Raw genomic sequence first — 15047 nt, forward strand, 5'->3', positions numbered from 1 at the left:
CGCACCGATCCGATCGGCACACACGTTTTTCGTAGGCAGCACGCACCATGGACGAAACCGGACTCGAGGACGCAGCCATCCTGCTGATGTCGCTCGGCGAGGAAGAGGCCGCCGAGGTCTTCAAGCACCTGACCCCCAAGGAGGTCCAGCGGCTGGGCGAGACCATCGCCAAGATGAAGACCGTCTCGCGCGAACGCTTCGACGGCGTGCTCGGCCGCTTCGAGTCGCAGGCCGACGAGCACAGCACGCTGGTCAGCAACACCGATGAATACGTCAAGAACGTGCTGCGCAAGGCGCTCGGCGAGGACAAGGCCAACCTGCTGATCGACCGCATCCTGCAGGGCAGCGACGTCACCGGCATCGAGAGCCTGAAGTGGATGGACGCCGGCGCGATCGCCGAGCTGCTGCGCCACGAGCACCCGCAGATCATCGCGGCCATCCTGGTGCACCTGGAGTTCGACCAGGTCTCGGACGTGCTCAGGCACTTCAACGAGCGCCTGCGCAACGAGGTGATGGTGCGCGTGGCCACGCTCGACGGCATCCAGCCGACGGCGCTCAAGGACCTCAACGAGGTGCTGTCGAAGGTGCTGGCCGGCGGCGACCGCATGCGCAAGGCCAACCTGGGCGGCGTGAAGTCGGCCGCCGAGATCATCAACATGATGGGCTCGGCGATCGAGACCTCGGTGCTGGACTACATCCGCGAGGCCGACAACGACCTGGCCCAGAAGATCATGGACAACATGTTCACGTTCGACGACGTGGTCAAGATCGACGACAAGGGCATCCAGGCGCTGCTCAAGGAAGTGCAGAGCGAGTCGCTCATCATCGCCCTCAAGGGCGCCACGCCCGAGCTGCGCGACAAGGTCTTCAAGAACATGTCCAGCCGGGCGGCCGAGACGCTCAAGGAAGACCTTGAATCGCGCGGTCCGGTGCGGGTCTCCGACGTCGAGAGCGAGCAGAAGGAGATGCTGAAGATCGTCCGCCGCCTGGCCGACGAAGGCCAGATCGTGCTGGGAGGCGGCGGCGATGACCAGTTCCTCTGACCGCTTCGCCGAGCGCTTGCGCCGCGAGGCCGAGCAGCGCGCGGAGATGCCCTCGCGCAGCCCCGCGCAAAGCCCCTTGCAGGGCGCGCCGGGTGCCGCCCACCTGGCCGCGCGGGCGGGCGTCTACAGCCGCTTCATCCCGCGCGAGGAGCTCAACGGCTTCGCGGCCTGGAAGCCCGGCAGCTTTGGCGACGACCCGTCGCGCCGGCCGCAGGCCGCGCCCGATCCGGCCGTGCTGGCGCGCGAGGCCGAGGCCGCCGCACGCCGCGAGGCCCAGCGCCAGGCCGAGGCCGAGGCGCAGGTGGTGGCCGATCGCATCGAGGAAATCCGCCAGGCCCGCGACGGCGGCTATCACGACGGCTACCGCGACGGCACCGTCGCGATGGATGCCTTCAGGCAGAGCTTTGCCTCGCAGACCAGCGCCCAGGTGGCGGCTGTGCTGCAGTCGCTGCAGGGCCAGCTCGGCGCGATGGAGCAGACGCTGGCCAACCAGATCGCGTCGATCGCGCTGTCGCTGGCCCGCCAGGTCGTGCGCAGCGAGATCGCGCACCGGCCCGAGGCCATCGTGGCGGTCGCGCAGGAGGCGCTCGGCAGCCTGCTGATGTCGGCCCGCCATGTCAGCCTGCACCTGCACCCGGACGACGAGGCGCTGGTGGCGACCGGCTGTGCCGACCTGATCGGCGCGCGCGAGGTCCGGCTGGTGGCCGATGCGGCCATCGAGCGCGGCGGCTGCCGGGTCGAGTCCGACATCGGCGTCACCGATGCCCAGGTCGCCACGCGCTGGCAGCGCGCCTGCGCGGCGATGGGCCGCGAGCTGCCCTGGGCCGATGCGCCCGGCGGCTCGACCGGCGGTGCGCGAGATGAGGCGGGAATCGATGCCGTATTCGAGGGTTTGAACAGGAGCGACGCGGTCGATGATCCAGGCGAACGATGACCGTCGCCCCACCTTCGACCCCCGCCGATGACCGCTTCCCCCCAGGCGCCCGACCGCGAACCGGCATGGCGCCGCTACCTCGCTGACCTGCAGCACTTTGCCGACGCGCCGCAGCCGCTGGCCACCTCCGGCACGCTGGTGCGGGTGGCCGGGCTGGTGCTGGAGGCCGCCGGCATCCGCGTGCCGGTCGGCTCGCTGTGCGAGGTCCGCATGCCGGGCCAGCCGGCGGTGCAGGCCGAGGTGGTCGGCTTCGCCGGCGACCGCGCCTTCCTGATGCCCACCGGCGAGGTCCACGGCCTGGTCAGCGGTGCGCAGGTCGTGCCGTGCGAGACGCCGGTGCAGGCGCCGAAGCTGGGCCAGGCGGCGCACCCGTGGCGCCGCACCGAGGACCGTTCCCGCCACCTGCCGGTCGGCCGTGGCCTGCTCGGCCGCGTGGTCGACGCGCAGGGTGCGCCGATGGACCGGCAAGGCCCGCTGGAGGACGTGCATCCCGAGCCGCTGGTGCGCCGCCCGATCAACGCGATGGACCGCGAGCCGGTGCGCCAGCCGCTGGACACCGGCGTGCGCTCGATCAACGCGCTGCTGACGGTCGGCCGCGGCCAGCGCCTGGGCCTGTTCGCCGGCACCGGCGTGGGCAAGTCGGTGCTGCTGGGCATGATGGCCCGCTACACCGCCGCCGACGTGATCGTGGTCGGCCTGATCGGCGAACGCGGCCGCGAGGTCAAGGAATTCATCGAGGACATCCTCGGCGACGAGGGCCGCGCGCGCTCGGTCGTCGTCGCCGCGCCGGCCGACGCGCCGCCGCTCACGCGCATGCAGGGCGCGGCCTATGCCACCGCGATCGCCGAGTGGTTCCGAGACCAGGGCCAGCATGTGCTGCTGCTGATGGACTCGCTGACCCGCTACGCCATGGCGCAGCGCGAGATCGCGCTGGCCATCGGCGAACCGCCGGCCACCAAGGGCTACCCGCCGAGCTGCTTCGCCAAGCTGCCGCAGCTGGTCGAGCGCAGCGGCAACGGCCTGCACGGCATGGGCTCGATCACCGCGTTCTACACCGTGCTCAGCGAGGGCGACGACCAGCAGGACCCGATCGCCGACGCGGCCCGCGGCATCCTCGACGGCCACATCGTGCTGTCGCGCGACCTGGCCGAGAGCGGCCACTACCCGGCCATCGACGTGGAGAAGTCGATCTCGCGGGTCATGACCAACGTCGCGCCGCGCGAGCACATCGAGTCGGCCCGCCGCATGCGCCAGCTGCTGGCCAAGGTCAACAAGGCGCGTGACCTGATCCAGCTGGGTGCCTACGCGCCCGGCCACGATGCCGAGCTGGACGCCGCCGTGCGCTCCCAGCCGGCGATGGTTGCGCTGCTGCAGCAGGACACCTGGACCCGTGCGCCGCTGACCGAGTCGGTCGCGGCGATGCAGCAGATCACCCGCAGCGTGTGACGTGCCCGCACGTCGCCCCTGAACCCCACCGGATCCACCCACGATGACGCACCCCACGCTGCAACCGCTGTTCGTGCTGCTGGAACAGGCCGAGCAGGCGCGCGACGAGATCGTCGCGCAGCAGGCCCGCGCCGAGCAGGCCCATGCCGCCGCGCAGGCCCAGCAGGACCAGCTGCGCGGCTACCGGCAGGACTACCAGCGGCGCTGGCAGCAGCAGTTCACGCAGGGCGTGGGCATCGCGCTGGCGACCTGCTATCACGACTTCGCCGGACGGCTGAACGGCGTGGTCGACCTGCAGGCCGAACAGGTCGTGCGCGCCGCCCAGGCGATGGACGAGCTGCGCGAGCGCCGACTGGCCGCCGAGCTGCGCGTCGCCTCGGTGCGCAAGCTGATCGAGCGGCGCGAGGCGCTGCTGCTGGCGCAGGGCGAGCGGCGCGACCAGAAGCGCGCCGACGAGCTGGCCTCGCGCATGGCCTGGCAGCGCCTGCAGCAGGGCCATGCCTTCGACGTGGCCTGAGCCTGAACCGCTCGAACGCCCGATCCAGAACCGAACACCTCATTCCCGGAGTCCGCCATGTCCAGCCCCCACCTGTCGTCGCTGAGCGCCGAGACCGCCCGTCTCGACCGCCAGGCCACGGGCCGCATCGGCCGTGACGACGCGGGCACGCAGGGCTCGGCCGGCGGCGGTTTCGCCGGGCTGCTGGACCAGGCCCGGCAGGTCCCGCCGGAGCCGAAGATCCCCGCACATCGGACGCCGGTCCAGGCCCAGACCCAGACCCAGACCCGCGACCCCGTTGCCGGCCGCACGCCCCCGGCAACCTCGACCGCAGCCGCAGCATCCAGCGCGCGCCAGATGGCCCGAGCGCAGGAGCAGCGCCAGGTCGACCAACGTCAGGTCGATCAGCGACAGATCGACCAGCGCCGCGCAGCCGCGAAGGACGGCAGGTCGGCCGATCATGCCGATCGCGCCGGCAACGACGACGCCACCGGCACGATCGACGCGACGGCCGAGGGCGACCCTGAAACGCGCACCGACCCGAGCGCCGCCAGCGGTGCCACGCCGACCTGGCTGATGCACGCGGTCGTGCGGGCGTCGCTGGGGGCTGGTGGGACGGGTGGCACCGGCGCGGCAGCCGCGGCGGTTGCGGCCACCGCAGCGGGCGATTCGATCGGACCCGGTTCGGGCGGCACCGGCGGACCGGCTGCTGCCACCGTCGATGCGTCGACCGCTGGCCCGCGTGGCGGCTGGACCGGCGGGCGGGGCCCGGATCGCGCGCTGCCGGGTGGCGCGGAGGTCGGCGCGGAGATCGGTGCGACGCTGCCGGGTGCCGCCGGTTCGGCCCCTGCCGGCCCGGATGCCGCGGCGGGCGTGACCGGCGCGGCCGGTTCCGACACGGCCGCACGTCCGCTGGGCGAGGGCTTGCAGGCCGTGCCGGGCCAGGAATCCTTCGCCGGCCAGCTCGCCGCGCTGTCGCAGGCCCCGGCGCCGGCGCCGGCGCCGGCCGTGCCGCAGGCCGCCCGCCGCGTCGAGGACCAGATCCACACGCCGCTGGATGCGCCGGGCTTCGGTGACGAGGTCATGGTCAAGGTCGCGCACCTGGCCCGCGACGGCGTGCAGGAGATCAAGCTGCACCTGAACCCGGTCGAGATGGGCCCGATCCAGATCCGCATCGCGATCGAGAGCGGCCAGGCCCGCATCGAGTTCGGCGCGGCGGCCGAGCAGACCCGCCAGGCGCTGGAACAGGCCATGCCCGCGCTGGCCCAGTCGCTGCAGGCCGACGGCCTGAACCTCGCCGATGGCAGCGGCGTGGCGGCGACCACCGATCCGACGCTGGCCCGCGCCGACGGCCCGCAGGCCGGGTTGGCCTTCCCGGCAGGCGGCGGCGCCCAGTCCGGTTCGTCCGGCCAGCAAGGCTCGGCCGGCCGGCCGGGCATGGCAGGCGACGGCCGCGGGGCGGGGCGCGGAGAAGGCGGCGGCCTCGGCGGTGTCGGCGCTCCGGGAGGCCGCGCCGGCGCGGCCGTGCCGGTGGGCCACGAGCTGCGCTCGGGCTGGGCCGGCGGCCTGACGGTGGGCGCTTCGGGCCTGCGATCGCTCGACCTGTACGCCTGACCGGCTCGGGCGGACAGCGCCGGGGAGAGCGGCGTTTCACGTGCTTTTCGCGGTTTCAGTTCCAGGCCGGACTCGAATAATCGTTCCCAGAGGCTCCCGATGCGCTGCGTGCGCGTCGGAGGTCGCAGCCGCCACGGACCCGCCGGGTCCGGCGCTTGCCCCGTCAGGAGAACCACATGTCCGCTGCCGCTGCGCCCGCCGCTGGCGACGCCCCAGCCAAGAAGGGCTCCAAGAAGATGCTCGTCATCGCCCTCGCAGCCGTGCTGTTGCTGGGCGGTGGCGGTGCGGCCTTCTTCCTCATGAAGAAGAAGGCGGCCGCCGAGGCCGAGGACGGCGAGGAGGTCTCGGCCGATGCCGGCCACGCCAAGGCCGCCGCGCACGCGCCCGCACCGAAGGCCGCGCCCAAGCACGACCCCGGCCATCCGCCGACCTACGTCGCGCTGGATCCCTTCGTCGTCAACCTGGCCGACCGCGAGTCTGAGCGCTATGCCCAGATCGGCATGACGCTGGAGGTCGACGACCCGAAGTTCGCCGAGCAGATGAAGGGCTACATGCCCGCGATCCGCAACAGCATCCTGATGATCCTGGCGCACAAGACCGCCGTCGAGCTGCTCAGCCGCGAAGGCAAGGAGACGCTGGCCGAGGAAATCATGCGCGAGGCGGTCCGGCCCATGGGCATCGAGATCGATCCGCCCGAGCCGGAAGCCGATGCCGGCAAGAAGAAGCGCAAGCGTGCGCCGGTCTACAACCCGGTCACGCAGGTCCACTTCTCCAGCTTCATCATCCAGTGACAGCAAGCCCCTCGGGGCAGCCCGGGGGCCAGACGCGATGAACCAGCAGATCCTGTCGCAAGACGAAGTCGATGCCTTGCTCCAGGGCATCACCGGCGAGAGCCAGAAGCTCGAGCAGGAGGACGCGCCCAAGGGTGGCATCCGCGACTACGACCTGGCCAGCCAGGAACGCATCGTGCGCGGGCGCATGCCCACGCTGGAGATCATCAACGAGCGCTTCTCGCGCAACATCCGCGTCGGCCTGTTCAACTTCATCCGCAAGACGCCCGAGGTGAGCGTGGGCGGCATCAAGGTGCAGAAGTACAGCGCCTTCCTGCGCGAGACGGTCGTGCCGACCAACTTCAACATCGTCAGCGTGCGACCGCTGCGCGGCAACGGCCTGGTGGTGTGCGACCCGACGCTGGTGTTCGCGGTGATCGACGCGCTGTTCGGCGGCGTCGGCAAGTTCCACACCCGCATCGAGGGCCGCGACTTCTCGCCCACCGAGCAGCGCGTGATCCTGCGCATCGTCGAGGTGATCGCTGCCGAGTACAAGAAGGCGTGGTCGGGCATCTACCCGCTGGAACTCGAATACCAGCGCTCGGAGATGCAGCCGCAGTTCGCCAACATCGCCGCGCCGGGCGAGATCGTCGTGACGACCTCGTTCACGCTGGAGATCGGCGACTCGACCGGCACGATCCACTTCTGCATCCCCTACGCGACGCTGGAGCCGATCCGCGACGTCCTGTATTCCAGCACCCAGGGCGATTCGGCCGAGCCGGACCGCCGCTGGGTCAAGCTGATGACCCACCAGATCCAGGCCGCCGAGGTGCAGCTGGTGGCCGAACTGGCGCATGCGCCGGCCACGGTCGAGCAGCTGCTGGCGCTCAAGGCCGGCGACTTCATCGAGCTGGACCTGAACAAGTCCATCGAGGTCAAGGTCGACGGCGTGCCGGTGATGGAGGCCCAGTACGGCGCCTCCAACGGCCACTACGCCCTGAAGATCGAACGCATGTTGACCAACCAGGCCGGTATGGGCTGGATAGGAGAGAGCCATGTCGGCTGACAACACCGCACGCGACGACGCGCTGTCGGAACAGGACGCGATGGCCGCCGAATGGGCGGCCGCGCTGGAGGAACAGACCCACACCGGCAGCGCGGTCGGCGAGGTGGTCGGCAGCGCCGAGTCGGTCGCGCCGGCCGCGTTCGCCAACTTCACGCCGACGACGACCGCCGCCAACCCCGCCGGCAACGACATCAACCTGATCCTGGACATCCCGGTCCAGCTGACGGTCGAGCTGGGCCGCACCCGCATCCCGATCAAGAACATCCTGCAGCTGGCACAGGGCTCGGTGGTCGAGCTGGACGCGCTGGCCGGCGAGCCGATGGACGTGCTGGTCAACGGCTACCTGATCGCCCAGGGCGAGGTGGTGGTCGTCAACGACAAGTTCGGCATCCGGCTGACCGACATCGTCACGCCCAGCGAGCGCATGCGCCGGCTGTCGCGTGGCCAGTGAGGCGCATCGCCTCCCCATCCTGAACTTCCGAAAGTAGCGATGACTTCGAGCTGGACGGCCCTGTTGTGGCTGATCGTGGTGGTCGCGGCGATCCCCGCCGCGCTGTGGCTGCTCAAGCGTTCCGGCATGGCCGGTCGGCTGGGCGGCGGTGCGGCCGGCATCGGCCTGAAGCAGGTCGGCGCGCTGGCGCTGGGCCCGCAGCAGCGCGTGGTCGCGGTCGAGGTCGGCAGCGGCGAGGCCCGCCGCTGGCTGCTGCTGGGCGTGACGCCGCAGCAGGTCAGCACGCTGCACGTCATGGACGCCTGGCCCGGTCCGGCGCCGGGCGAGGCCGGCAAGGCGGATGCCGCCGTGCCCGCAGGCAGCTTCGGCGTCGAGCTGGCGCGTCGCCTGCACGGTGCGGCGGGCCGGGGAGGCGACCATGTCTGAGTCCGCGCTTCGCCGTGTCGCCCCCAGGGCCGCCACGCTCCTGGCCTTGTCGGTGTTATCGGCCGTGGCTGAACCGGCTTTAGCCCAGACCGCCGCCACCGGCGCACCGGCCACGCTGCCGCTGCTGGTCGGGCAGGGCGGCGGTGGCTCCTCGTTCTCGGTGCCGGTGCAGACGCTGCTGTTCTTCACCGCGCTGTCCTTCCTGCCGGCCATCCTGCTGATGATGACGGGCTTCACCCGCATCGTGATCGTGCTGGGCCTGCTGCGACAGGCGCTGGGCACGCAGGCCGCGCCGCCCAACCAGGTCATCGTCGGGCTGTCGCTGTTCCTGACCTTCTTCGTCATGAGCCCGACGCTCGACAAGGTCTATGCCGATGCCTACAAGCCTTACTCGACCGGCCAGATCGGCTTCGAGGAGGCGATCGCCCGCGGCGAAGGCCCGATGCGCCAGTTCATGCTCAAGCAGACCCGCCAGAGCGACCTGGCCCTGTTCGCGCGGCTGGCCAAGGTCGATGCCTCGGTCAAGACCGAGGACGTGCCGCTGCGCGTGCTGGTGCCGGCCTTCGTCACCAGCGAGCTGAAGTCGGCCTTCCAGATCGGCTTCCTGATCTTCATCCCCTTCCTGGTCATCGACATGGTCGTGGCCAGCGTGCTGATGAGCCTGGGGATGATGATGCTGTCGCCGGTGCTGGTGGCGCTGCCCTTCAAGCTGATGCTGTTCGTGCTGGCCGACGGCTGGAACCTGCTGCTGGGTTCGCTGGCGGCGAGCTTCGCGACCTGACCGACAAGGAACCGACCCGATGGATGCAACCCAGGTGATGAGCCATGGCCAGGAAGGCCTGGCGATCCTGATGATGGTGGCCGCGCCCATGCTGCTGACCGTGCTGGTCGTCGGCCTGATCGTGAGCATCTTCCAGGCCGCGACGCAGCTCAACGAGCAGACGCTGTCCTTCGTTCCCAAGATGATCGCCGCCGTGGTCGTCATGGCCGTGGCCGGCCCCTGGATGCTGACCACGCTGGTGGAGTACCTGCAGCGCACGCTGCAGGCCATCCCGTCGGCCGTCGGCTGAACGCGGGCCTGCGCCGCCGCGGCCCGTCGACACCATGATCGGCTTCAACGAGACCCAGCTGCTGCAGTGGCTCACGCCGCTGCTGTGGCCCTTCCTGCGCACGCTGTCGCTGTTCGCGGCCGCGCCGGTGCTGTCGCTGCGCACCGTGCCGGCACGGGCCAAGATCGGCCTGGCGCTGATGGTGGCCATGGCCGCCCAGGCCAGCCTGCCCGAGGTGTCGGCCTTGCCGGCCGTGCCGCTGGACAGCCCGACCGGTCTGGCGATGGTCGCCCAGCAGGTCGTGATCGGCCTGACGCTGGGCTTCGCCGCCCGGGTGGTGTTTGCCGCCGTCGAGTTCGCCGGCGAGCTGGTCGGCCTGCAGATGGGCCTGAACTTCGCCGGCTTCTTCGACCCGGCCACCGGTGCCCAGGGCACCGCCACCGCGCGCTTCTTCAGCACCATCGGCTCGCTGCTGTTCATCGTCATCAACGGCCACCTGCTGCTGACGCTGGCGGTGATCTGCAGCTTCGAGGCCTTCCCGGTCAGCGATCACCCGCTGTCGGTGATCGACACGCTGCAACCGCAGGTCTGGGGTGCGGAAATCTTCAAGCTCGGCCTGTGGATCGCGCTGCCCATCATCGCGATGCTGCTGTTCGTCAACCTGGTCCTGGGCATCATTTCCCGCGTGGCGCAGCAGATCCAGATCTTCTCGGTCGGCTTCGCGATCACCGTGTTGATCGGCCTGGTCGGCATGATGCTGACGCTGCCCATGCTCGAAGGACCGCTGGTCAACGCGCTGGAGCGCATGCTCTCGCTGTTCGGCTGAGCGACCGGCGTGGCCGGCCGCAAGGCGCTGTCGATAATCGACCGATGCGCCCTGCCTACCTGACCCTGTCCTGCGCCGCCCTCGCGCTGGCCGCCTGCACGCCGACGCTGGACTGGCGCGCGGTGCGCCTCGAACCCGATGCGCTGCTGCAGTTCCCCTGCAAGCCCGACGCGCACGAACGCACCCTTGAACTCGAGGGCCAGCTCGTGCCCGCGCGCATGCTGGTCTGCGACGCAGCCGGCGTGACCTGGTCGGCCACCCAGTTCACGCTGCCCGATCCGGTCGTGGCCACGGCGACGGTGGACAAGCTCAGGCTGGGCCTGCTCGACAACCTCAAGGCGAGTGGCGTGCAGGCCATGACGCCCGAGGTGCCCGGCGCCACGCCCGGCACGCCCTGGCGGGCCGCGATGGACGGCCAGCGTCCGGACGGCAGCGCCCTGCAGGCCCGTGCGCTGTTTGTGGCGCGCGGGGCGCGGGTCTACCAGCTCGTCGTGCTCGCGCCGCCGGCGTCCGACGCGGCCTGGAAAGCCGCCGCACAGGAATTTCTTGACGGTCTGCGCTGGCCGGTGTGAACCGCGCGCCACGGCCGGCCGTTGGATGCGTCGCGCCTGCGTGCCGAGTCCCATCCATCCCGTCCGGGCTGTCCTGGACGACCGAACCCTGCCGCCATAATCCGCCGCCATGGCCCGTCTGCTGATCCTCGCCCATGCACCGCTGGCTTCGGCCTTCCACGCGGTTGCGGCGCATGCCTTCCCGGAACTGATCGACCGTGTCCGCGTCCTCGACGTGCAGGCCGGTGATGCGCCCGAGCAGGTCGAGGTCAAGGCCCGTTCGCTGCTCGCGGGCGGTGCCGGCATCGACGGCGAGACCCTGGTCCTGACCGACGTCTTCGGCGCCACGCCGTCCAACGTCGCCCAGCGCCTGGCCGACGGCCTGCGCGTGCGGGTCATTGCCGGCGTCAACGTGCCCATGCTGTGGCGGGCCCTGAACTACGCCCAGCTGCCCCTTGAGGAACTCGCCAGCCGCGCCATGTCGGGCGGCAAGGACGGCGTGATGTCCATCGCCACCACGCGCCCGCAGAACCAGGCGCACACGACCAACGTCCATGATTCGATCGACCATCACCATCAGCAATAAGCTGGGGCTGCACGCCCGGGCTTCGGCCAAGCTCACCAAGATGGCGGGCAGCTACCCGTGCGAGGTGTTCCTGTCGCGCGCCGGCCGGCGGGTGAACGCGAAAAGCATCATGGGCGTCATGATGCTGGCCGCCGGCATCGGCAGCGAGGTCGAGATCGAGGTCAGCGGCGATCGCGAGCAGGAAGCGATGGACGCGCTGCGTCAGCTGATCAACGACAAGTTCGGCGAAGGCGAGTGATCCGCGCGGCGAACGGGTCGTCAGGGCCCGCGCGCATCCCGCGGCGGGCCGGGCCAGAAGCTCAGGCCGCGTCCTTCAGGAAGTGCCGGCGATAGCGCGCCGGGATGTCTTCCAGGCGCAGCATGATGGGCAGGTCGGCGGTGTTGAAGTCAGGGTCCCAGGCCGGCGCGCCCAGAACCTTGGCGCCACAGCGCAGGTAGCCCTTGATGAGCGGCGGCAACTCGGCCGGCAGGCTGCTGTCGAGGTCTTCCACCGGCAGTGGCAGGCGCGGCTGGACCTGGTGGCCGATCGGCGCGAGGTGCGACTTGCGCAGCTGCTCCCACAGGCTCGCGGCGACGTGGCCGCCGTCACGCATGCTGATGCTGGCGCAGCCCACCATCGTGTCCAGGCCGTTGCGCATCATGAAGTCGGCCAGCGCGGCCCACAGCGTCATGATCACGCCGCCGCTGCGGTGGTCCGGATGCACGCAGGAACGTCCCAGCTCGGCCATGCGCGGCATCAGCGGGCGCAGGCGGGTCAGGTCGAATTCGGTCTCGCTGTACCAGCCGCCCAGGCGCGCCGCAGCCATCGGCGTCAGCACGCGGTAGGTGCCGATGACCTGCTGCTTCGGGTCGCGCACCAGCAGGTGCTCGCAATGGGCATCGAAGATGTCACGGTCCAGACCGGCCGGCGTGCCGGGGATGTTCGACAGCCGGGCGCCCATCTCGCCGACGAAGACGTCGTGACGCAGCCGCTGGGCCTGCTCGATCTCTGCCTCCGTGCGAGCCCAGTTGGCCACGCACGGTGCGTCGGCGGTGGGCTGGACCTGCTGCGGCACGGCGATCGGCTGGATCTCGGGCAGGACGGGGCGGGCCACGGGCGCCGGGCGGCGAACCGGGCGCGGTGCGCGATGCCAGAGATCGGCCAGCGCGAGGGTGGGCTGCGGCAGTTCGAGCATGGTCTTTCTCCTGATGCGATGCCTCATCGTCGTCAGGCTGGATGACCCGGCCATGTCGATCCTGCGACGCTTCGATGACAGTGCGCCGCACCGCATCCTCCATCTCGGGGACAGCCCCGATCGGGGCCTGGCATGTCCGCTGCTAGCATGACTTCATGACCTTGCAAGTATTCGGGCTGCCGGTGTCGCGGGGCGTCGCGATCGGCCGTGCGGTGCTGGTGGCTTCCAGCCGGATCGACGTCGCGCACTACTACATCGACCCGGTCGATGCGCCGGCGGAGATCTCTCGCCTGCGCGTGGCCCGCAAGCGCGTGAGCGTCGAGCTCGAGGCCCTCAAGCAGGCCGTCCCCGCCGATGCCCAGCACGAGCTGGTGGCGCTGCTGGACGTGCACCTGATGCTGCTCAACGACGAAGCCGTCGCCGAAGCCACCTGCGCCTGGATCATCGACCGCCACTACAACGCCGAATGGGCCATGGCCGCCCAGCTCGAGGTGCTGGCGCGCCAGTTCGACGAGATGGAAGACGACTACCTGCGGGAGCGCAAGGCCGATCTCGAACAGGTCGCCGAACGGGTGCTGCGTGCGCTGGCCGACAAGTCGGGCGAACGTGGCACGTCGGCTGTCGGCCCCAAGGTGGGCGCCCGCGACTTTGCTGGCGAAGACCCGCTGGTGCTGGTCGCCAACGACATCTCGCCGGCCGACATGCTGCAGTTCAAGGGCAGCGTGTTCACCGGCTTCGTCACCGACGTCGGCGGCAAGAACTCCCACACGGCGATCGTCGCCCGCAGCCTGGACATCCCCGCGGTGGTCGGCGCCCGGGAGGCGAGCCGCCTGATCCGCCAGGACGACTGGGTCATCATCGACGGCGATGCCGGCCTGGTCATCGTCGACCCGCCGCCCATCGTGCTGGAGGAATACCGCTTCCGGCAGCGCCAGTCCCAGGTCGAACGTGAACGCCTGCACCGGCTGCGCCACAAGGCGGCGGTCACGCTGGATGGGGCGCGGGTCGAGCTGCTGGCCAACATCGAGCTGCCGGGCGACGCCCCGGGCGCGCTGGCCAGCGGCGCCGAAGGCATCGGTCTGTTCCGCAGCGAGTTCCTGTTCATGAACAGGGAAGGCGCACTGCCGGACGAAGAGGAACAGTACGTTGCCTACCGGGATGCGGTCCTGGCGATGAACGGACTGCCGGTCACGATCCGCACCGTCGACATCGGCGCGGACAAGCCCCTCGAGCGCATGTCAGGCCACGAACTGCGCCACGAGCACACGCTGAACCCGGCGATGGGCTTGCGGGCCATCCGCTGGAGTCTTTCAGAGCCGCAGATGTTCGAGGCTCAGGTGAGGGCGATCTACCGTGCGGCTGCACATGGGGCCGTCCGACTGCTGATCCCCATGCTCACGCATGCCAACGAGATTACCGCCAGCCTGGCGGTCATCAAGCGTGTGCGGGAACAGCTGATGCGCGAAAGCGTGGCGCACGGCGCCATCGAGGTCGGCGCCATGGTGGAGGTGCCGGCGGCGGCGCTGAGCTTGCCGCTCTTCCTGCGGCACTTTGACTTCGTCTCCATCGGCACCAACGACCTGATCCAGTACACGCTGGCCATCGACCGCGCGGACGAGGCGGTCGCACACCTGTACGACCCCTGGCATCCGGCCGTCCTGAGGCTGATCGCCGACACCATCCAGCAGGCCAACCAGGCCGGCAAGGGCGTGTGCGTGTGCGGAGAGATGGCCGGCGACATCGAATTCACCGAGGTGCTGATCGGCTTCGGGCTGCGCTCCTTCAGCATGCATCCGGCCTGCATCCCGGCGGTGAAGCAACGCATCCTCCGATCCGAGGCACGCCGTCTGGAGGCTTACGCGCACGACGTGCTCCGCTCCGAGGATCCCCGCACCGTGGTCCGTGCGGCCATCACCAGCAGCGTGAAGGCGGCGGCCTGAGGCACGCGCCTCCGGGCTGAATGCCCGGGTCCTTGCAGCCGCGGATCAGCCTTTCTCTTTCTTCTAGCGGCTCAATCGAAGCGTCGGAAGCCGCGGCCACTTCCCTGGCGTCGCGGGAACCGGGGCGGCCTCCATGAGCTGCTCCTGTTCGAGGGGCCCTGCGCTTGACCAATCGCTTGCGAGCGGAGCCACGTGCCGTCCAACTTTTTTCGCCGAGGGTCTTGCGGGGCGGGAAAGAACCGATGCATAATTGCGGTCTTCGCTGATCGCAACAACTTCTGGTTGCGGCGGTTGACGAAGCCGAGGCGCAGGGTTTCGGTGCGGTCGGGTCTGACGACGTTGAGCTTGAGGGTGCGAACCTGAGGGTTTCTGGAGTCGGTTCTGGCGGTGTTGAGCGCGGTCGTCGACGAAGTCAAAAAATTTCAAACGAAGTTGTTGACAGACTCGAAATAACGACAGATACTCTCGCTTCTGTGCTGTTGACACCAAGTCGCAGCAAGCAACGACGGCAATACTCAACTGACGCTTCGGCGAGGTTGAGGTGGCTGTCAGCTCTTTAAAAATTTACAGCCGATAAGCGTGGGCGTTTGAAGGCGAATGCCAAGTCCTGGGTAAAACCGGGATGTCAAACGCTCACGGAAGAAGTGAAGATTATGTCACTTCAATTCCGTTGA

The 15047-nt window shown here is 69.8% G+C and carries 17 protein-coding genes; 16 read left to right on the forward strand and 1 reads right to left on the reverse strand.

Features of this window, described 5'->3' with window-relative positions:
* Window positions 1-47 precede the first annotated feature (47 nt).
* The 15 genes from fliG (at window position 48) to Q8X39_RS15585 (ending at window position 11496) form a co-directional block, all read left to right on the forward strand.
* A complete protein-coding gene (gene fliG / locus Q8X39_RS15515) occupies window positions 48-1043 on the forward strand; it encodes a flagellar motor switch protein FliG (RefSeq protein ID WP_305750582.1) in 996 nt (331 codons plus the stop codon).
* The gene (locus tag Q8X39_RS15520) at window positions 1027-1977 is read left to right on the forward strand and encodes a FliH/SctL family protein (RefSeq protein WP_305750583.1); all 951 of its coding nucleotides are present in this window, start codon (window positions 1027-1029) and stop codon (window positions 1975-1977) included. Before fliG ends, Q8X39_RS15520 begins: the two co-directional genes overlap by 17 nt.
* Window positions 1978-2004: 27 nt before the next feature.
* On the forward strand, window positions 2005-3423 hold the full coding sequence (gene fliI / locus Q8X39_RS15525; RefSeq protein ID WP_305750584.1) for a flagellar protein export ATPase FliI: 1419 nt from the start codon (window positions 2005-2007) through the stop codon (window positions 3421-3423).
* Between the two features lie 43 nt (window positions 3424-3466).
* A complete protein-coding gene (locus Q8X39_RS15530) occupies window positions 3467-3940 on the forward strand; it encodes a flagellar export protein FliJ (protein ID WP_305750585.1) in 474 nt (157 codons plus the stop codon).
* A 57-nt stretch (window positions 3941-3997) separates the two neighbouring features.
* Window positions 3998-5533 (forward strand): flagellar hook-length control protein FliK, encoded by a 1536-nt coding sequence (locus Q8X39_RS15535; RefSeq protein WP_305750586.1) that lies wholly within the window; start codon window positions 3998-4000, stop codon window positions 5531-5533.
* Between the two features lie 176 nt (window positions 5534-5709).
* Complete coding sequence (locus tag Q8X39_RS15540; protein ID WP_305750587.1) at window positions 5710-6324, forward strand: flagellar basal body-associated FliL family protein; 615 nt, start codon at window positions 5710-5712, stop codon at window positions 6322-6324.
* A gap of 37 nt (window positions 6325-6361) precedes the next feature.
* Complete coding sequence (gene fliM / locus Q8X39_RS15545; RefSeq protein ID WP_130483611.1) at window positions 6362-7369, forward strand: flagellar motor switch protein FliM; 1008 nt, start codon at window positions 6362-6364, stop codon at window positions 7367-7369.
* Window positions 7359-7820: a flagellar motor switch protein FliN gene (gene fliN, locus Q8X39_RS15550; protein ID WP_305750588.1), complete on the forward strand. Its 462-nt coding sequence runs from the start codon at window positions 7359-7361 to the stop codon at window positions 7818-7820. Before fliM ends, fliN begins: the two co-directional genes overlap by 11 nt.
* A 39-nt stretch (window positions 7821-7859) precedes the next feature.
* On the forward strand, window positions 7860-8246 hold the full coding sequence (locus Q8X39_RS15555; protein WP_305750589.1) for a FliO/MopB family protein: 387 nt from the start codon (window positions 7860-7862) through the stop codon (window positions 8244-8246).
* Complete coding sequence (gene fliP / locus Q8X39_RS15560; RefSeq protein WP_305750590.1) at window positions 8239-9027, forward strand: flagellar type III secretion system pore protein FliP; 789 nt, start codon at window positions 8239-8241, stop codon at window positions 9025-9027. Before Q8X39_RS15555 ends, fliP begins: the two co-directional genes overlap by 8 nt.
* Window positions 9028-9046: 19 nt before the next feature.
* Window positions 9047-9316: a flagellar biosynthesis protein FliQ gene (fliQ, locus tag Q8X39_RS15565; protein ID WP_305750591.1), complete on the forward strand. Its 270-nt coding sequence runs from the start codon at window positions 9047-9049 to the stop codon at window positions 9314-9316.
* Between the two features lie 34 nt (window positions 9317-9350).
* Window positions 9351-10121, forward strand: a complete 771-nt coding sequence (gene fliR, locus Q8X39_RS15570) for a flagellar biosynthetic protein FliR (protein WP_305750592.1) — start codon at window positions 9351-9353, stop codon at window positions 10119-10121.
* A gap of 44 nt (window positions 10122-10165) precedes the next feature.
* Window positions 10166-10693 carry a hypothetical protein gene (locus tag Q8X39_RS15575; RefSeq protein WP_305750593.1) on the forward strand — a complete coding sequence of 176 codons (528 nt, stop codon included), beginning with the start codon at window positions 10166-10168 and terminating at the stop codon, window positions 10691-10693.
* A 109-nt stretch (window positions 10694-10802) separates the two neighbouring features.
* A complete protein-coding gene (locus tag Q8X39_RS15580; RefSeq protein ID WP_305750594.1) occupies window positions 10803-11258 on the forward strand; it encodes a PTS sugar transporter subunit IIA in 456 nt (151 codons plus the stop codon).
* Window positions 11227-11496, forward strand: a complete 270-nt coding sequence (locus Q8X39_RS15585; protein ID WP_305750595.1) for an HPr family phosphocarrier protein — start codon at window positions 11227-11229, stop codon at window positions 11494-11496. Before Q8X39_RS15580 ends, Q8X39_RS15585 begins: the two co-directional genes overlap by 32 nt.
* A 61-nt stretch (window positions 11497-11557) precedes the next feature.
* On the opposite strand, the gene Q8X39_RS15590 is transcribed toward Q8X39_RS15585, so the two are convergent.
* Entirely contained in the window at window positions 11558-12433 is an 876-nt protein-coding gene (locus Q8X39_RS15590; protein WP_305750596.1) for a GNAT family N-acetyltransferase, read from the reverse strand.
* A gap of 155 nt (window positions 12434-12588) precedes the next feature.
* On the opposite strand from Q8X39_RS15590, the gene ptsP reads away from it, so the two are divergent.
* Entirely contained in the window at window positions 12589-14373 is a 1785-nt protein-coding gene (gene ptsP, locus Q8X39_RS15595) for a phosphoenolpyruvate--protein phosphotransferase (RefSeq protein ID WP_305750597.1), read from the forward strand.
* The last annotated feature ends 674 nt before the right edge of the window (window positions 14374-15047 follow it).

This window comes from Leptothrix discophora, from assembly GCF_030705305.1.
Lineage (GTDB): Bacteria > Pseudomonadota > Gammaproteobacteria > Burkholderiales > Burkholderiaceae_C > Sphaerotilus > Sphaerotilus discophorus.